The organism is bacterium (genome assembly GCA_028821235.1).
Classification (GTDB): domain Bacteria; phylum Actinomycetota; class Acidimicrobiia; order Spongiisociales; family Spongiisociaceae; genus Spongiisocius.
In genome coordinates, this window is sequence record JAPPGV010000047.1 from 1 (window position 1) to 16,642 (window position 16,642).

Annotated in this window: 20 protein-coding genes; 5 read left to right on the plus strand and 15 right to left on the minus strand. The window is 67.7% G+C overall.

Going from position 1 to position 16,642, the window contains the following annotated elements; all coding sequences use genetic code 11:
* The first annotated feature begins 300 nt into the window (after positions 1-300).
* Positions 301-780: an ATP-binding protein gene (locus OXK16_05220; GenBank protein ID MDE0375347.1), complete on the plus strand. Its 480-nt coding sequence runs from the start codon at positions 301-303 to the stop codon at positions 778-780.
* Between the two features lie 203 nt (positions 781-983).
* Positions 984-1,667 carry a hypothetical protein gene (locus tag OXK16_05225; GenBank protein ID MDE0375348.1) on the plus strand — a complete coding sequence of 228 codons (684 nt, stop codon included), beginning with the start codon at positions 984-986 and terminating at the stop codon, positions 1,665-1,667.
* Between the two features lie 14 nt (positions 1,668-1,681).
* Here the strand turns inward: OXK16_05225 and OXK16_05230 are convergent, their stop codons facing one another.
* The 8 genes from OXK16_05230 to OXK16_05265 all read right to left on the minus strand — a co-directional run bounded on the left by OXK16_05230 (position 1,682) and on the right by OXK16_05265 (position 7,516).
* On the minus strand, positions 1,682-2,056 hold the full coding sequence (locus OXK16_05230; protein MDE0375349.1) for a hypothetical protein: 375 nt from the start codon (positions 2,054-2,056) through the stop codon (positions 1,682-1,684).
* Complete coding sequence (locus OXK16_05235; GenBank protein ID MDE0375350.1) at positions 2,053-2,280, minus strand: hypothetical protein; 228 nt, start codon at positions 2,278-2,280, stop codon at positions 2,053-2,055. Before OXK16_05235 ends, OXK16_05230 begins: the two co-directional genes overlap by 4 nt.
* A gap of 111 nt (positions 2,281-2,391) precedes the next feature.
* The gene (locus OXK16_05240) at positions 2,392-2,805 is read right to left on the minus strand and encodes a PIN domain-containing protein (protein MDE0375351.1); all 414 of its coding nucleotides are present in this window, start codon (positions 2,803-2,805) and stop codon (positions 2,392-2,394) included.
* On the minus strand, positions 2,802-3,056 hold the full coding sequence (locus tag OXK16_05245; GenBank protein MDE0375352.1) for a type II toxin-antitoxin system PrlF family antitoxin: 255 nt from the start codon (positions 3,054-3,056) through the stop codon (positions 2,802-2,804). Before OXK16_05245 ends, OXK16_05240 begins: the two co-directional genes overlap by 4 nt.
* 150 nt (positions 3,057-3,206) lie before the next feature.
* Positions 3,207-3,374, minus strand: coding sequence for a hypothetical protein (locus OXK16_05250; protein MDE0375353.1), 168 nt, complete (start codon positions 3,372-3,374; stop codon positions 3,207-3,209).
* Positions 3,374-4,834 (minus strand): pyridoxal-phosphate dependent enzyme, encoded by a 1,461-nt coding sequence (locus OXK16_05255; protein ID MDE0375354.1) that lies wholly within the window; start codon positions 4,832-4,834, stop codon positions 3,374-3,376. Before OXK16_05255 ends, OXK16_05250 begins: the two co-directional genes overlap by 1 nt.
* Positions 4,831-6,168 (minus strand): threonine synthase, encoded by a 1,338-nt coding sequence (thrC, locus tag OXK16_05260; protein MDE0375355.1) that lies wholly within the window; start codon positions 6,166-6,168, stop codon positions 4,831-4,833. Before thrC ends, OXK16_05255 begins: the two co-directional genes overlap by 4 nt.
* Positions 6,169-6,568: 400 nt before the next feature.
* Positions 6,569-7,516 carry an N-carbamoyl-D-amino-acid hydrolase gene (locus OXK16_05265; GenBank protein ID MDE0375356.1) on the minus strand — a complete coding sequence of 316 codons (948 nt, stop codon included), beginning with the start codon at positions 7,514-7,516 and terminating at the stop codon, positions 6,569-6,571.
* A 98-nt stretch (positions 7,517-7,614) separates the two neighbouring features.
* Here OXK16_05265 and OXK16_05270 point away from each other — a divergent pair, with 98 nt between their 5' ends.
* Positions 7,615-8,457 carry an acyltransferase gene (locus OXK16_05270; GenBank protein ID MDE0375357.1) on the plus strand — a complete coding sequence of 281 codons (843 nt, stop codon included), beginning with the start codon at positions 7,615-7,617 and terminating at the stop codon, positions 8,455-8,457.
* Positions 8,458-8,668: 211 nt separating this feature from the next.
* Here the strand turns inward: OXK16_05270 and OXK16_05275 are convergent, their stop codons facing one another.
* From OXK16_05275 to OXK16_05285, 3 genes are all read right to left on the minus strand, one after another.
* Positions 8,669-8,953, minus strand: a complete 285-nt coding sequence (locus tag OXK16_05275; protein MDE0375358.1) for a DUF4242 domain-containing protein — start codon at positions 8,951-8,953, stop codon at positions 8,669-8,671.
* A 204-nt stretch (positions 8,954-9,157) separates the two neighbouring features.
* Positions 9,158-10,069, minus strand: a complete 912-nt coding sequence (locus OXK16_05280) for a DUF368 domain-containing protein (GenBank protein MDE0375359.1) — start codon at positions 10,067-10,069, stop codon at positions 9,158-9,160.
* 40 nt (positions 10,070-10,109) lie between these two features.
* On the minus strand, positions 10,110-11,171 hold the full coding sequence (locus OXK16_05285; GenBank protein ID MDE0375360.1) for a DUF933 domain-containing protein: 1,062 nt from the start codon (positions 11,169-11,171) through the stop codon (positions 10,110-10,112).
* Positions 11,172-11,257: 86 nt separating this feature from the next.
* Between OXK16_05285 and OXK16_05290 the strand changes: the two genes are divergently transcribed.
* Positions 11,258-12,268 (plus strand): NAD(P)-dependent glycerol-3-phosphate dehydrogenase, encoded by a 1,011-nt coding sequence (locus OXK16_05290; protein ID MDE0375361.1) that lies wholly within the window; start codon positions 11,258-11,260, stop codon positions 12,266-12,268.
* Between the two features lie 69 nt (positions 12,269-12,337).
* Positions 12,338-12,631 carry an NIPSNAP family protein gene (locus tag OXK16_05295; GenBank protein MDE0375362.1) on the plus strand — a complete coding sequence of 98 codons (294 nt, stop codon included), beginning with the start codon at positions 12,338-12,340 and terminating at the stop codon, positions 12,629-12,631.
* On the opposite strand, the gene purN is transcribed toward OXK16_05295, so the two are convergent.
* The 4 genes from purN to purF form a co-directional block, all read right to left on the minus strand.
* The gene (gene purN / locus OXK16_05300) at positions 12,625-13,260 is read right to left on the minus strand and encodes a phosphoribosylglycinamide formyltransferase (protein ID MDE0375363.1); all 636 of its coding nucleotides are present in this window, start codon (positions 13,258-13,260) and stop codon (positions 12,625-12,627) included. The genes OXK16_05295 and purN overlap by 7 nt on opposite strands.
* Complete coding sequence (gene purM / locus OXK16_05305) at positions 13,251-14,252, minus strand: phosphoribosylformylglycinamidine cyclo-ligase (protein ID MDE0375364.1); 1,002 nt, start codon at positions 14,250-14,252, stop codon at positions 13,251-13,253. The genes purN and purM overlap by 10 nt, the downstream gene beginning before the upstream one ends.
* Positions 14,249-15,538 carry a phosphoribosylamine--glycine ligase gene (gene purD, locus OXK16_05310; GenBank protein ID MDE0375365.1) on the minus strand — a complete coding sequence of 430 codons (1,290 nt, stop codon included), beginning with the start codon at positions 15,536-15,538 and terminating at the stop codon, positions 14,249-14,251. The genes purM and purD overlap by 4 nt, the downstream gene beginning before the upstream one ends.
* Before the next feature lie 4 nt (positions 15,539-15,542).
* Positions 15,543-16,642, minus strand: a 1,100-nt coding sequence (gene purF / locus OXK16_05315) for an amidophosphoribosyltransferase (protein ID MDE0375366.1), incomplete at its 5' end; no start/stop codon positions are given.

Sequence of the window (16,642 nt, forward strand, 5' to 3'; positions counted from 1 at the left end):
GGGACGTGCTGGAACGCTACGCCGCCAACGGAGGACGGGTCGAGATGGAGATGCTGGAAGGCTCCGGCCACGGCCCCCACATCGACGCCGCCGAACGCTGGGCGGAGATCTTCTTCGCCTTCCTGGAGTCCATCTAGCAACCCCACCGTTGCCAACCACGACCTGCTGATCGGTCAGGTTTCGACGGTTCTCCACGGTTAGTCAGATCATTGACTATCTGAAGAGATGACCCGACTGGGGTCCGATCCGTGACTTATAATCCTATAAATTGCTGCGGCAAAATAGCGACAAGGCTAGTGAATGGCACCCGAGACAGACCTGCAGAATCCGTTCACCCCGGACTTCGGCCGGCTACCGCCCGTACTGGCGGGACGCGACGAGGCCATCGGACGGATGGCCCGAGTGCTCGCCGCCGGCCCCGCCAGGAAAGAGTTCACCACGCTGATGCTCGGACCGCGCGGGGTCGGAAAGACCACCATGGCCTCGGCGATCGCCGACGAAGCCTCCGCCGCGGGCTGGCGAGTCATCAGAATCGACGCGCCCCTCGCGCCGCAGCCCGAGGAGGGCGCCGTCGCCGCCATAACGGAGCAGGTATACGAGCGCCTTGACGACATCGACCCTCCGCGAAGACGGAGGCTGACCGGGGCGTCGTTGCCGATGGTCGGTGGCGGCGCCACCTGGGAGAACACCTCCGCCCGCCGGCCCACCTACCGGAAGCAACTCGACACGCTCGTCGGTGCACTGTCGAGAGCGGCGGCGCCGGCGTCCTGCTCGTCATAGACGAGTTCCACAACCTGACCGCGCCGGAGGCCAGCCGGATTGCCGGAGCGCTCCAGCAGATCACCAAGGTCGATCGCAAGCCGCTCGCGTTCATCGGCATCGGCCTCCCCCACATCGACTACACGCTCCTGGCGAACGAGGGATTCACGTTCTTCCACCGGTGCAGCCGGGAACGTGTCGGCAACATCACCATCCACGACGCCATGGGGGCAATCGAAGGGCCGATAGCGGCCCACGGCGGCACCATAGACCTCCAACTGCTCCGTAGGGCCGGCGCCGCTACCCGTGGTATGGGTTACGCCATCCAGTCGATCGGCTATCACATGTGGGAACTCGCCGGCCCCCCGCCCGCTGATATAACCGATGACCACGTGGCCCGGGCCGTCACGCTGATGGACGAAGACGTAGCGCACCATGTGACCGGCCCGATCTGGAGCCGCCTGTCCCCCACCGACAAGCTCTTCCTGTTCGCGATGCTCGAGGACGACGGCCCCTCCCGACTGAGAGATATCGGACTCCGCCTCGGAACGGCAGCGCCCAACACATCCGCCTACAAGAAGCGCCTGCTCGACCAGGGAGCGATCCTTGAGACCGGACGAGGGCGCGTCTCGTTTGCGGGCGCCGCCATCAGATACCGCGCCATCGAAGAGCGCGACCTGGAGGTCATGATCCGAGACCGCGAGGCCCGGGAGCGAGCGCAGGCGTTCGCCGTCACCGGCCACACCCCCACCCTCACCATCCCCCTGTCACAGTTGGCAGTCACACCGGCTTGCTCCGAGTGGATGCCCCGCGCCAAGGCCCGATGCGTCCTCAAGGCCGGACATCGCGGAAGCCACCGGCGCCACACATCCGGACCCAGGTCCGGGAATCTGCGCCCGACTCCGTGATAGGAGCCCGCGGTCTAAGGCCAGCGATAAACCCTCGGACCGGCGGGACCTAGCGCGGTCGCAAGCTCGGTGAGATCATCCGGATCGCCGGTCAGAACGTCGTCGCCCAGGCGGAGGGCCAGGTGGACGAGATGGCCGTCTACGACATCCGACGATTGAGAGACAGCCAGGAGCCGGCCGACCGACGGACCGTCATCGAGTGAATGTACCGTGACCGTCTTGAGAAAGGCGGCCAGGCGGGCTTGCCGAGAACCGTCCCGCCACACCTGGGCTACCACAGGATGGGTCGTATGCAGCCGTGTACCCGAGCGCGCGGCAGCGGTGAGAAAGGCGCGGGCGGATTCATCGCCGCGGTCGACCGAGATCAACACCCCGGCGTCGAGGATCACAGCCCGTAGCGCCGCGCCATTGCCGCTACCGCTTCCTCGTCCACCGGACCGGCCTCGGTGTTCCAGGCGTCGAGGAAAGACTCGAGGGCAAGGTGTCGCTTCCGGTCAGCCGCCAGCGACCGTAGCGCTTGGCGGATAGCGTTAGATCTGCCTCCGAACAGCGGCGCCAACCCGTCGAGTATCTCCCTGTCGTCTGCGTTGAGGCGGACGGTTGTAGTGCTCATGGCCGCGAATGTAGCACATATGTGCTACAAGAAGCCCGAGCTGCCGACTCCCTTGCCCGACGGAGAGGCTGGTTGCTCACGCGGATACGGTCCATGGATGTCGGAGTGCCCTCAAGGCTCGACTCGTGCTATTCCCGGAAGCCGGTCGAGGTCCGTGTCGTAGCTGAGAATCTCGGTGATCCCTTTGGCCTCCATTTGGGCCACCCCTAGTGCGTCTGCGAAGTCGAGGAACGGGTACTGGGCATACAGGTCCAGGGCTCGGATGCACACCCGCTTGTCAGACATCACCAGGCCTCGTAGCGACACGATGGGATGGAGCCTCGCCGCGATCTCGTCCGGCTGCAGCCGGTACGGGCCACGCTGGGACGACAGCACGTAGGTGGCCTCGGCGATGGTGGCCACCGAGGTGGTCAGTTCCTCACGTCCCTTGCTCACCGGTTCGAACAGCCGGTAGCAGGCGGCCGCCCTCGTCTCGTCGTCCCTAGTCAGATACCGGATGATGATGTTGGTGTCCAGGTACCTCACAACCCGTTCATCTCGTTGACCAGATCGGCCGCCTTCTCTTCCTTGGCCATCCGGATGATGTCCTCGAGGCCCCCATGGTCATCCAGGGCCTTCACCGACCCGTATGCCGTCTCCAGCGTGAACGGCGCCTTGCGCAGCCGGACGGCACCGTTGTCTTCGATAGTGAACGAGACCTTGTCCCGCGGCTCGATGCCGAGATGGTGTCGTACCTCACCGGGTATCGTCACCTGATTGCGTTGTGTGGTGGACATGGTGAAACTCCGCATCCTGTCCTCCAATGGTCTCTGATATGAACAATGAGATGCCACTATCTCATTGTGCAGATCCTGATATCGGCAAGCTAGTGGTGGGTATTGGGCAAGTCAACCATGTCGGCTGCCAGCGTCGGCGACACCGCACCGTTATCGGCGACCCCTGACGCCGGCGAGGAAGAAGCCCACGCCGACCAGCCAGGTGATCGAGCCCCACAGCAGCAGGGCGTCACCAGCCCGGAGAGCGGCGATGAGGAACATCACACTGGATACGGTGAACAGGCACCAACCGATCAGCTCGAACCTGCCGCCCGACATCAGCCCAGGCCGGTCAGCGAGTTGAACTCCGCAATCAGTCGGTCGATGGGGTCGGCGAGGGCCTGGATGCCGGTCCAGTAGTGGTCGTCGTACCACTGGGCCTGGATCTCCTCGTAGGTCTTGCCCTGCTGCTCCACCCAGGTGTAGTACTTGAGGTTGTGGATGCGCTTGCGGTCGTAGTAGCCGAGCTCGTGGACGTGCTCCGTGGACGTCCCCAACAGGTGCCGGTGGTAGGCGGCCACCGCGTCGTGCGTGGTGAACGTGCCCCGGTCCTCGCTCAACTCGTGGAGCCGGCTCCGGTACATGTCCATCGAGTCGGTTGCGATCGTCACCACGATGTCCCGGCCGGTCATCTCGTAGTACTTGGCCAGCTTGATGGCGGACAGCAGGTTGGCGGCGCCGGAGATGCCGAGCAGGGGGAGGCCTTCGATGACGTCGGGATCGACTCCTCGGGACACCAGGTACTCCTGGCCTGCCGCCTCGTTGAACAGGCGGGTCAGCGACATGGCGGCCTCGTCGTCCAGTCCGATGGCGAAGTCGGTGTTCTTGACGTTGTGGACCCAGGGGATGTGCTTGTCACCGATGCCCTCGATCCGGTGCTCCCCGAAGCCGTTGAGCAGCATGGTCGGGCACTGGATGGCCTCCCCACCGGCGATGACCGAGCCGGGGAAGCGTTGCTTGAGGTAGTCGCCGGCGGCGATGGTCCCCGCCGAGCCGGTGGTCACCGCGAAGCCGCGGTACCGGTCCCCCTCCCCCATCACCTCGGCCAGCACCTCCTCCACGGCGGGGCCGGTCACCGACACGTGCCACAGGTAGTTGCCGAACTCGTCGAACTGGTTGAAGATCACCAGGTCCTCGCCCGACGCGGCCAACTCGTTGCACTTGTCGAAGATCTCCTTGACGTTCGACTCGGAACCGGGGGTCTTGATGATCTCCCCCGCGACCGTCTGCAGCCACTCGAAGCGCTCCCGGCTCATGCCCTCCGGGAGGATGGCGATCGACTCGCAGCCCAGGAGGTTGGAGTCGTAGGCGCCTCCCCGGCAGTAGTTCCCGGTGGACGGCCAGACCGCCTTCTGGGATCCGGGGTCGAACTGTCCGGTGACCAGGCGGGGAACCAGGCAGCCGAAAGCGGCACCCACCTTGTGCGCACCGGTGGGGAACCACTTGCCGATCAGGGAGATGATCCGGGCGTCCACTCCGGTCAGCTCGGAGGGCCACTCCACGTAGTTGACCCCGCCGAAGCCTCCCCCGCGGGAGACGGGCTGGTTGTGCCAGGTGATCCGGAAGAGGTTGAGCGGGTGGAGATCCCACAGCCCGATGTCCTCGAGCCCCTCACGGACGTCGGAGGGGATCAGACCCGGATCCCGCATCTGCGCGAGGGTGGGTACGCGCACCCCGCGGTCCCGGGTGTGGACGGCCACCACCTCGAGGGTGGCCTCATCAACTGTCAGATCGATCATGCCTGCTTCCTTAGGTTCTCGAGCCACTGTTCCATTCTGGCGGCAATCTCGTCCGGGTCGAGCCCGTCCGGACCCCGCCGCACCGGGAGCGGCACGGCGCCGGTCCGGTCGATCCCGCGCATGACCCCGCGGATGTCCTTCAACCCCGATCCGGTGGAGATGACCACCACCCGGTCGGAGGTTCCCACCGGCGGGACGCCCTCCTGCGTTCCCGCCACCACCTCGGCCAGCCCGGCGAAGGCGGCGGCCGCGGCCGGCTCCGGGAAGATGCCGGAATCGGCCGACACCGTCGGGATCATCTCCAGGATGGCATCGTCATCGACCGACACCCAGCCGCCGCCGGTGTCAACCACCGCTGCCATCGCCTTTACCCGATCCCGGGGCAGGTCGGCGCTGATCGAGTCGGCGGCGGTGCGGGCGCTGACCGGCGGTTTCGTGATCAGGTCCTCTCCGTTCCGCCAGGCGTCCACCATGTAGGAGCTGCCGGCGGCCTGCACCCCGTAGATGCGGGGCATGCGGTCGATCCACCCCAGTTCCAGAGCATCCTTGAGGCCCTTGTGCACCCCTCCGATGATCGACCCGTCCCCCACGCTCACGAACACCGCATCGGGCGCCTCCCAGCCCAACTGCTCGGCGATCTCCAGGGCGACCGTCTTCTTGCCCTCCCCCACGTAGGGATTGATACCGGTGTTGCGGTTGTACCAGCCGAAGCGGTCGACCGTCTCCTGGCACAGCCGGACCGCGTCGTCGTAGGTGCCTTCGACCAGCATCACGAAGGCCCCGTAGGCCAGCAACTGGGCCACCTTCGCCTCGGGCGCCGTCTCCGGGACGAAGATGACCGCGGTCTGGCCGGTCCCGGCCGCCAGACCCGCGAGTGCGGCGGCGGCGTTACCCGTGGAGGCGGTGGTCACCGTCTCGGCCCCCTCTTGGGCCGCCCTGGCCAGCGCCACCGCCGAGGCCCGGTCCTTGAGCGAGCCGGTGGGTTGGCGGCCCTCGTCCTTGATCCACAGCCGGTGCACTCCCCAGCGTTCGGCCAGCCTCTCCGCCTCGATGAGCGGCGTTCCCCCCACTCCCAGGGCCGAGACCGCCACGCCGGACCCGACAGGAAGCAGCGGCCGGTAGCGCCAGATGGATCGCTCCGGGTCGGCCGCCAGGCTGTCGGGGCTCAGCACCCGGCCGATGGCTGCGTAGTCGTAACGGGCGTCGAGAGTGCCCACCTCCCCGCAACTGTCGCATACGTACCTACCCGGCGCCGGCCGGTACGTGTCGGAGCAGACGGTGCAACGCAGACCGGTCAGGAACACTTCAGACGCCTCCGGTACCGGCGGGGTCATGAGGAGGCCGCCGGGTCGAGAACGCGAAATATAAGGGGTTGAAATTGCTGCCGATTATCGGCATATTCCAATATGTCTCTACAAACATCACCGGGTCCGGACCTGGTGATCATCCGGACTGCGCCGGACGGGTGAAGCCTCCACACGGATTAGCAACACGGGTCTCCGTTGCGAGGAAGGGCGATTTTCCACTCTCGAAGAGAGTTCGATTCCGCCCACCCGCCGGCGCGGCCGGACCTGGATCGGTGGTGGCGGGGGTGGGCAGCCCGTAAGGGCTGGCGGCGCGGCCGGAGCGGTTTTCGCGTTCTCCGGCGCCGGGCCGGATCGGACGAACGGCTCGCCAGTTCGGAGCCCCACTGGCTGCAGGCTTCGTCGACCGAGCCCCCGACGAGGTGATCCATCAGTCGTTGGCCGGGGGCGCGACCGCGCCTCGCCGCTCGGTCACCAGGCCGTAGTGCTCGGGCATCCGGTAGTAGTCGAAGTTGAACAGGGTGCCCTTGTATGTCTCGCAGAAATCGAGATCGATGGTGGCCGTGATCAACTCGTCCTCCAGGGTGATGGCCTGGGCGATGATCTGGCCCGACGGGGCGATGATCACGCTCTGGGACAGGCTCTCCACCCCCTCCTCGAAACCCCCCTTGGCCACCCCGACTACGTACGCGCCGTTCTGGTAGGCGCCGGCCTGCATGACCAGGTGGTTGTGGAACCCTGACAGGGCGTTCTGGGTGGGATCGGGAGAGTAGTACAGGGGCGTGTTGTACCCGATGAGGATCAGCTCCGCCCCCTGCAAACCCAGTACCCGGTAGGTCTCCGGCCAGCGGCGATCGTTGCAGATGGCCATCCCCACGACGCCTTCGAAGGCCTGCCATGCGCCGAAACCGTGCGGGCCGGGCTCGAAGTAGTGGCGCTCGGCGTGCTGGAACGGGCGCGACGGCTCGTAGTCGGCATGGCCAGGGATATGGATCTTGCGGAACTTGGACACCACCGAGCCGTCCCGCTCCACGAGGATGTAGGTGTTGTAACGATGCTCGACACCCTCTTCGTCGGTGTGGAGTTCGGCGTAGCCGAGGGCGAAACCGATGCCGAGGCGCCGGGCCTCGTCGAACAGCGGCTTGGTGTGACGGTCGGGCATTTCCCGGTGGTAGTAGTGGTCGAACTCGGCGGGGTCCTCCACGAACCACCTGGGAAAGAAGGTGGTCATGGCCAGCTCCGGATAGACCAGCAGGTCCACCCCCTGTTCCCCTGCTTCATGGAGGAGCGCCATGAGCCGATCGACAACCTCGTCCTTCGACTCGTCGCGGGCTATCGCCCCCATCTGGCCCGCTCCGACCGTGATCCGTCTTGGCATCCGTGCTCCTCTGTTTGGCTCACTCATTTTACAGTTTGTAAACTTGGATGAGACTCCCCCTTCGTGGGGATGCCTCAGGTGGCAAGGGAGGCCAGGCGATGCCGAACGTAGTGAGGGCTGCTCTCGTTCAGAGCGAGTGGACAGGCGACAAGGAATCGATGGTCGCCAAGAACATCGAGTACGCCCGCCAGGCCGCCGCCCAGGGCGCGCAGATCCTCTGCTTCCAGGAGATCTTCAGCGGTCCCTACTTCTGCACCGAGCAGCGCAACGAGCACTTCGACACCGCGGAACCGATCCCGGACGGGCCCACCGTCACCAAGATGATCGATCTCGCCAGGGAGACCGGGATGGTGCTGGTCGTGCCCATCTTCGAGGTCGAGGACACCGGCCACTACTACAACACCGCCGCGGTCATCGACTCTGACGGCACCTTCCTGGGCAAGTACCGCAAGACCCACATCCCGCAGGTGGCGGGGTTCTGGGAGAAGTTCTACTTCCGTCCCGGCAACCTCGGGTTCCCGGTGTTCGACACCGCGGTGGGCCAGGTCGGGGTGTACATCTGCTACGACCGCCACTTCCCGGAAGGATGGCGAGAACTGGGGCTGGCCGGCGCCAAGATCGTCTTCAACCCCTCAGCCACCACCCGCGGACACTCCAAGTACCTGTGGGAGCTGGAACAGCCGGCGGCAGCCGTGGCCAACGAGTACTTCGTCGGCGCCATCAACCGGGTCGGAAGCGAGGACCTGGAGGACACCGACTATTACGGGAGCTCCTACTTCGCATCACCCCGCGGGGAGATCATCGGCGGCACGGGCTCCGACACCGCCGACGACGTTGTCGTCCGCGACCTGGACCTCGACCTGATCGAGGAGGTGCGCCATCACTGGGCCTTCTACCGGGACCGCCGACCGGAGACATACGACCAGATCTCGTCTCCCTGAGCCGGGCGATCCGCGCGTCGCGTCCTAGTCGGTGCTACGACTGACGACTAGTGGTCTGTCTGTGTAATGGTGGTGTGGTATGGCGAGGCAGCGGTGTTCCTCGCAAGGCCCGCTGACGAAGGCGTACCCGCAGCGGTACGTAGAGGAAGCGGAACGCCGCGACGGGACACCGATGGCCGTCAGAGCACCCGGTTGTTTCGCAGACAGACCACTAGCTCTTCTCTGTGGTCGGGTCGATGATCTTGCCGATCTCGGTGACGACCGTAGCCGGAAACCCGCTGCGTTCGGCGTGCTCGTCGATCAGATCCGGGCTGTCGCAGACGTAGATGCAGAAGGTCTTCTCGCCGGCCACGTAGCTGTGCTCCCACTGGATGGGCTTGCCCTCGGACTGCATCGCTCGTAGAACCGAGTTGGACTGCTCGGCTGCGGCGCGCAACTGCTCGCGCTCGGCCGAACCGATGTCAGGAATGTCCCGTTCGATGACGAAGCGTCGCATGGTCCTCCCTTTGTATCTCCTGCCCCGACTCTAACCCGGCGGGCCTCGGGTGTGTGGCCTGGCAGGGCCGGGGATGTGGGGCTTCACCGCTGTAACGCCTTGACATGGAAAGCCCCGGCCTCGGCCTCTGCGGTCGTGAGGATTACCGACTCGCTATGTTTCAGGTCCCGATCGGACTCCGTTACTTCGACTGCCGCCTGGCGGTCAGCCGGCTCGCCGGTGGACCCAGGCGCTGAAACCCACCACCACGAGGGCAGCGGCGGCGGCCAAAACTCCCGGCACGGCCAGATCCGGGCCGGGCGCTCCCAGGACGGTGGCGCCGGCACCGGTCTCGTCGCCGAGCCCGGCGGGCCAGGGCCAGAGGATACGGAACGAGCCGAGCATCAGGCCGATCATGGCGGCCACCACCAGATCGTGGTGACGGTCCAGCAGCCGGTGGAGGAACCGCGAGAAGAGGCCCAAGCCGACGGCCGCTCCGATGGCGAAGGCCGCCAGGTGACCGAGGCGGGCGTCGTTGACGATCGCCAGCACGTGCTGGTACATGCCTATCGCCAGCAGCATGAACGCTCCGCTGACACCGGGCAGGATGAACGCGCAGATGGCCAGGGCGCCGGCGCCCACGAAGACATACCAGCCCGGATCGGTGACCACCGACGATCGCAACCCGAACAGGACGAACGACCCGATGCCTACGAGTCCCGCCACGAGGCCGTGACGGACACCGGGCTCGCGGATGATCCGCCACGCCACCCATACGGATCCGGCGATGAGGCCGAAGAAGACGGCGGCCGTCCGGACAGGATGGTCGCGTAGCAACCCCTCCACCACCCGCGCCAGCGAGATCACGGCGAGAGCCGCGCCCAGCACGACCGGGGTCAGGAACCACCAGTCGACCCGTCCCGCGGCGCGGCGGGCGCCCCTGAAGTCGCCCTTGAGAACTCTCCCGGCCGAGCTGGCGCCGGCGTAGACGGCGGACACCAGGCGCGGGTAGATGCCGGAGACCAGCGCCACGGTCCCCCCCGACACCCCCGGGACCAGGTCGGCCATGCCGATCGCGTAGCCCCTGAGAGCCAGCAGCAACGTGCTCGCCACGGAGGGACGGGCAGGACGGTTCACAGGTGCCTTACCGGCCCGGTTCGAAGCCGCGTGACCGGTCTCATACGGAGAACCGGACCATCATCACGTCCCCGTCCCGGACCTGGTAGTCCCCGCCTTCGACCCGCACGGCGCTGCCTGCCCTGGCCTTCGCCCAGCCGCCGCATCCGATCACCTCCGGGATCGTGGCCACCTCGGCCCGGATGAAACCTCTCTCCATGTCCGAATGGATCTTTCCCGCCGCCTCCCGCGCCGGGGTCCCTTCGGGAACCGTCCACGCCCGGGACTCCCTGCGGTTGACCGTGTAGAAGGTAACCGAACGCATGGCGTCCTGGACCGCCCGCAGGACCCTGGTCGGAGCGCCCTCCCCCAGGCCGAGCCCCTCGTAGACCTCGGCTCGCTGCGATGCGTCGAGGCCGGCCACCTCCTCCTCGATGAGTGCCGAGACCGCCAGCACCGGATTCGTGGAGGGCACGACCGCTCGAACCTGTTCGACGAGCCTGTCGTTCCCGACATCGTCCTCGACGACATTGACCAGCCACACGCACGGCAGCAGGCTGAGCGGCGCCATGTCGCGGAAGGCCCGGACCTCGATGTCGGACCAGTCCGACCGCCGGAGCGGGACCCCCTCCCCCAACCGCTCGGCCGCCCTGGTAACCGCCTCGGCCACCGGGCGCAGGCGCGGGTCGGCGGCGGCTTCCTTCGTGAGGCGCTCGTTGCGGCGTTCGAACATCTCGAAGTCCGACAGGGCCACTTCCAACAGCAAGTCTTCGGCCTGGCCGGCCGGATCGGTTCCGTGCTCGTCGGTCGGCACCGCCGACGAGTCGTGAGCCCGCAGCACCGCCAGGAGCAGGTCCGGCTCCCGCCCGGCGCCGAGCCCCCGGATCGCACCGGGGCGGACCGCCGGTAGGTCGACCAGGTCCAGACCGGCATGGGTGACCTTGCGGGACCCCTCCAGGGCCGCCAGCCGGTCGAGGGCTCGGTCCGGCAGCCGCACCGTGCCGATCCTTGGCTGGGTGGTGGTGTAGGGGTGGGGCGCGGTGAACGCCTCAAGACCGGTCAGCGCGTTGAACAGCGTGGTCTTGCCGACGTTTGGAAAGCCGAGAAGGCCGGCGCTCGTCATGAAGCGCTGAGGGTACCCACAAAATGCTCGGGTTCGGAGGTGCTGGCGCCGTCAACCGGGTGGAGAACCATCTACGATGGTCAGTCATGCGCTTAGCGGTGATCGGGGCCGGATCTTGGGGAACGGCCATAGCGAAGCTCGCGTCCGCCAACGCCTCAGTGGGGTTGTGGACCAGGCGGGCCGAGTTGGCCATGGACATCAACACCGACCGGCAGAACGCCGAGTACCTTCCCGGGGTCCGCCTGCCCTACCAGGTCACAGCCACCACCGGCCTCACCCGGGCCGTGAACGGAGCGGCGGCCGTGCTGGTCGCGGTGCCATCACACGGCTACCGGGACGTCCTCGAGAAGGCGCGCGGCATCATCCCGACCTCCATACCGGTGATCAGCCTTGCCAAGGGCATCGAGGTGTCCACCGGCCTGCGAATGTCCGAGGTCACCCTGGACGTGCTCGACGGTCACGATCCGAACCGGGTGGGCGCCCTGTCCGGCCCGAACCTGTCGGAAGAGATCATGCAGGGCCAGCCCGCCGCCACGGTCCTGTCCATGCCCGACCGGACGGTGGGCCGGGAGATCCAGTCCATCCTGGGAACGCCCCGGTTCCGGGTGTACACCAACCCGGACCTGATCGGGGTGGAGGTGGCCGGCGCCACCAAGAACGTCATCGCCCTGGCGGCCGGGGTGTCGCTCGGTATGGGATTCGGCATGAACACCATGGCCGGCCTGGCGACGCGCGGCCTGGCGGAGATGGCCCGCCTCGGCGTAGTTCTCGGTGGTGAGGCACTCACCTTCGGGGGTCTCGCCGGCGTGGGTGATCTCATGGCGACCTGCGGGAGTCCGAGCAGCCGCAACCACCAGGTGGGATACCAGCTGGGTCAGGGACACAAGATCGGCGAGATCACCACGGGGATGAAGACGGTCGCCGAGGCGGTGCGGACCACCGAGGCGGTCCTCCAACTGGCAGCCCGGCACGGCGTGGAGATGCCGATCGCTGAGGCGGTGGGGAGGATCCTCTACCAGGGTGAGACCGTCCAGGAGGCTATGAGAAGCCTCATGGACCGGGTGCCCAGGCAGGAAGGCTACGGCATCCTCGCCTGAGGGCTGCTCCGCCGGCGCGCGACCACGACCACCCGGAACGGACCGAAAGCAGTGCTGTACGATGGGTGCGTGAACGCCCAGCTCCGCATCTATGACATCAAGCCGGGAATGATGGAAGAGTTCGCGGCCAAGGTAGACGAAGAGCTACTACCCATCCGCCTGGACCACGGCTTCCGGCGCAGCGGCCCATGGATCGTAGAAGAGTCCTACCAGTACGTGTGGATCGTCCACCACGACGGCGACGAGCCCTTCGAGGAAGTCGACAAGCGCTACTACGCCGATCCTCGTCGCGACGAGATGTCGTTCAACCCCATGGACTACATCACCAGGGTCGACGCCCGGATGCTGACCCCGATTCAGTAGGTGCAGCGCGGTCGGCGCCCTTCCAGCAGGGTCGCCACCGTGTCGACCAGCAGCCGGTGCTCCACCCGATGGATCCGTTCTTCGAGGGTGTGGATCGAGTCGTCGGGAAGGATCGGTACCTCCTCGCTGGCTATGACCGGGCCGTCGTCCACCCCCTCGTCCACCACGTAGTGGACCATCACCCCCGCCGAGGCGGCCTCTCCGGTCCGGTATGCCGTCCAGGTGTCCTCGATGGCGTTGGCGCCGGGAAACGCCCCGGGTAGCGCCGGATGGAGGTTGACCACTTGCTCCGGGAACCGGTCGAGGAACGCCGAGGACAGGAGGTGCATCCAACCGGCCAGCACGACCAGGTCGGGCTGCTCGGCTGCCACCGCTCCGGCCAGGTCGGCGTCGTAGCGACGGCGGGCAGTCGCGCGATCGCGGGCCTTCTCGAGATACGGCCCGAGCAGGCGGCATTCCTCCGGGATCCCGGCCCGGCGGGCCCGCCGGCGGGCCGGCGCTCCATTGCGGTTGACGATCACCCTGGCCAGCTCGGCTCGAATCCGACCCGCCTCCACGGCATCGATCAGTGCCTGGAGGTTGGTGCCCGATCCGGATGCCAGGACCACCAGCCGGGCGGTCACCGCCACGACCCGGTGAACACCACCCGCTCATCGCCGCCCGAGACGGGTCCGACAGATCCGATCTCCAGGCAGCCCAGCTCGGCGGCGCGCGAACCCAGGCCGCGGTCGATCACCACGGCCATGCCGATACCCATGTTCCAGGTCCGGAGCGCCTCGCCGTCGTCGATCCCGCTCCAGGCCACGAGGCTGGCGAAGGGCTCCCGCACCTCCCACGATCCCAGGTCTACGGTCGCCCCCAGGCCGGCGGGCAGGACGCGGGGGAGGTTGTCGATCAACCCGCCACCCGTTATGTGCGCCAGCGCCTTCGGCGCCACTCCCCCGGCTTGCAGGGAGCGCACCATCGGTAGGTAGCTGCGGTGGGGCGCGAGCAGCCTGTCGAGCAGGTCCGGCGCCGGGTTCCGGCCGTCGAGCAGGCGGCGGATCAGCGAGTAGCCGTTGGTGTGGGGTCCGCTGCTCGGCAGGCCGACCACCAGGTCCCCCTCCCCGATATCGTCGAGACGGGGCCAGAGGTTGTCGCGGTCCGCCATCCCGACGATCGTTCCGGCGATGTCCACCGCGCCCGGCCGGTAAACACCCGGCATCTCCGCGGTCTCGCCGCCCAGCAGGGCACAGCCCGCCTCGCGGCAGGCCTCGGCGATGCCCGCCACGATGTCCGCCGCCACTTCGGGGACCAGCCGCGACGTGGCTATGTAGTCGAGGAAGAACAACGGCTCGGCGCCGACCACCAGGATGTCGTTGACGCAGTGGTTCACCACGTCGATCCCCACGTCATGCCAGCGCCCGTAACGTCCTGCCAGCTCGGCCTTCGTCCCGACCCCGTCGGTGGAGGCCACCAGCACCTTGCCGGGTCCGAGCCGGTCGGCCGCGTAGATACCGCCGAACCCGCCGCCGCCGGCCAGCACTTCGTCGGTGGCGGTGGAGGCGACCGACGCGGCCAGCAGGTCGACCGTCCGGTTGCCTGCGTCTATATCGACCCCGGAGTCGCGATAGGTGATCATCTCCCGGCCGCGGCCGCCGGTGAGGGGCGGCCGATGTCCCGCCGGTAGTGGGCGCCCTCGAAGGAGATGGCCTCCACCCCTGCGTAGGCGCGGTCGGTCGCCTTCTCCAGGGTGCTTCCCAGGGCGGTGACGGCCAGCACCCGGCCGCCGGTGGCGCGGGTCACGCCGCCGGCGCGGTCGGTCGCGGCGTGGAACACCACGCATCCCTCGGCCGCCGCCCGGTCGAGGCCGCTGATCGGCGCGGGCCGGGCCGCGGCCGTCGGGTACCCGGCGGAAGCCATCACCACGGTGGTGCACGCCGACCGCGACCACCCGACGGACAGGCCTCCCAGCGAACCGGTGGCGCAAGCCGCCATGATCTCGTAGAGGTCCCCCTCCAGGAGCGGCAGGACGGCCTGGGTCTCGGGATCGCCCAGGCGGCAGTTGATCTCGAGCACCTTGGGGCCGGCGGCGGTGAGCATCAGCCCAAAGTAGATGACGCCCCGGTAGGGGGTGCCGGCCTCGCCGAGGGCTTCGAGGGTGGGGCGGATGAACCGGTCGCCGACTCCGGCGAGCAGCTCGCCGGTGGCGACCGGCGCCGGGACGAAGGCGCCCATCCCGCCGGTATTCGGCCCGGCATCCCCGTCGAGCAGCCTCTTGTGATCCTGGGCCGCCGGCATCAGGGCGAAGTCGGCGCCGTCGCAGAACGCGAGCACCGACACCTCTACGCCCCGCAGACGTTCCTCGACCACGACCTCTCGGCCGGCGTCGCCGAACCGTCCGTCCACCAGCATGGCGCGGATGGCCGCTGCCGCCTCGCCACGGGTCTCGGCCACCACCACGCCCTTGCCTGCGGCCAACCCGCTCGCCTTGATGACGGGAACCGAGGGGAGCCGGTCGAGATATGCCAGGGCGGGAGCGGCCTCGTGGAAGGTGGCTGAGGAGCCGGTCGGTATGCCCAGCGCGTCGAGGAACGTCTTGCAGTAGGCCTTGGAGGCCTCGAGGCGGGCGCCGGCCGCGCCCGGTCCGAAGGCGGGAATGCCGACCGCCGCCAGCGCGTCGGCCAGACCTGCGGCCAGTGGCGCCTCGGGGCCGACCGCCACCAGATCGACCGACTCGCGCTCGGCAAGGGCGACCAGGCCGGCCACGTCTTCGGCGCCCACCGCCACGTTCTCGCAACGTTCCTCCTGGCCGGTGCCGGCATTGCCGGGCGCCACCAGGATCCGATCAACCCGGGCGGATCGGGCCAGGGAGCGGCAGATGGCGTGCTCGCGGCCGCCGCTACCCACCACGAGCACCGCGGTCACGAGTTCACTCCCCCCACACGGAGGCGAACCGATCCTTGACGCCGAACCGCAACTGGACGTAGCGCTCCGGCTGGAAGGGGTACTTCCCGGTGAAGCAAGCGTTGCAGAAGCCGTCCTCGGCGTCCAGCGCCTGCATGAGGCCTTCGAGCGACAGGAAGGCGAGCGAGTCGGCGCCGATCTCCTCGCGCATCTCGGCCACCGACATGCGGGAGGCGACCAACTCCTCAGGTGTGGCCATGTCTATCCCCATGTAGCAGGGATGGGTGATCGGCGGGCACGCCACCCGGACGTGTACCTCCGCGGCTCCGGCGTCGCGCAGCATGCGAACCAGCTGCCCGCCGGTGGTTCCCCGCACGATCGAATCGTCGACCATCACGATTCGCCGGCCGGCGAGGTTGTCCCGGAGCGGATTGAACTTCATGGCCACCCCGGCGTCGCGCAGATCCTGGGTCGGCTCGATGAAGGTCCTGCCCACGTAACGGTTCTTGATCAGCCCCTCGGTGTAGGGCAGGTTGGCCTCCTGGGCGAACCCGACCGCGTGGGGTGTCCCCGAGTCGGGCACCGACAGGACCAGGTCGGCGTCCACCGGGGCTTCGCGGGCCAGCTGGCGGCCGAGACGCTGGCGGACGCTGTGCACCAGCTTCCCGTCATGCACGGTGTCGGGCCGGGAGAAGTAGATGTGCTCGAAGGTGCAGAAGGCGCGGGGTGGTGGCGGCGGCCCGCCCGGGCTGATGTGGAGTCCGCGGGCGTCGATGCGGGCGATCTCACCCGGCTGCAGCTCCGCCACGAAGTCGGCCCTCGTAGTGGAGAAGGCGCAAGTCTCCGAAGCCAGGATGTAGCCGCCCTCTATCTCCCCGATCACCAGCGGACGGAACCCCCAGGGATCCCGCACTCCGTAGACGGCGTCACGGGTGAGGATCGCCAGCGAATAGGCGCCCTCGGCCCTCTGCATGAGCGAGCGGATCCGGTCCAGCCGGCTGCCTTGGGACGTCGCGAGGAGGTGCAACATCAACTCGGTGTCGGAGGAGGTCTGCAGGCCGATGCCGCTTTCCAGCAGCTCCCGGCGCAGCCGGGGCGCGTTGACGAGGTTGCCGTTGTGCGCCA

Coding starts and splice junctions, on each gene's coding strand:
- OXK16_05285 (MDE0375360.1), bottom strand. CDS start 11,171: ATGACGAGCGCCGGCCTTCTCGGCTTTCCAAACGTCGGCAAGACCACG.
- OXK16_05270 (MDE0375357.1), top strand. CDS start 7,615: ATGCCGAACGTAGTGAGGGCTGCTCTCGTTCAGAGCGAGTGGACAGGC.
- OXK16_05235 (MDE0375350.1), bottom strand. CDS start 2,280: ATGAGCACTACAACCGTCCGCCTCAACGCAGACGACAGGGAGATACTC.
- OXK16_05250 (MDE0375353.1), bottom strand. CDS start 3,374: ATGTCGGGCGGCAGGTTCGAGCTGATCGGTTGGTGCCTGTTCACCGTA.
- OXK16_05275 (MDE0375358.1), bottom strand. CDS start 8,953: ATGCGACGCTTCGTCATCGAACGGGACATTCCTGACATCGGTTCGGCC.
- OXK16_05265 (MDE0375356.1), bottom strand. CDS start 7,516: ATGCCAAGACGGATCACGGTCGGAGCGGGCCAGATGGGGGCGATAGCC.
- thrC (MDE0375355.1), bottom strand. CDS start 6,168: ATGACCCCGCCGGTACCGGAGGCGTCTGAAGTGTTCCTGACCGGTCTG.
- purM (MDE0375364.1), bottom strand. CDS start 14,252: ATGATCACCTATCGCGACTCCGGGGTCGATATAGACGCAGGCAACCGG.
- OXK16_05290 (MDE0375361.1), top strand. CDS start 11,258: ATGCGCTTAGCGGTGATCGGGGCCGGATCTTGGGGAACGGCCATAGCG.
- OXK16_05225 (MDE0375348.1), top strand. CDS start 984: ATGGGGGCAATCGAAGGGCCGATAGCGGCCCACGGCGGCACCATAGAC.
- OXK16_05245 (MDE0375352.1), bottom strand. CDS start 3,056: ATGTCCACCACACAACGCAATCAGGTGACGATACCCGGTGAGGTACGA.
- OXK16_05255 (MDE0375354.1), bottom strand. CDS start 4,834: ATGATCGATCTGACAGTTGATGAGGCCACCCTCGAGGTGGTGGCCGTC.
- OXK16_05220 (MDE0375347.1), top strand. CDS start 301: ATGGCACCCGAGACAGACCTGCAGAATCCGTTCACCCCGGACTTCGGC.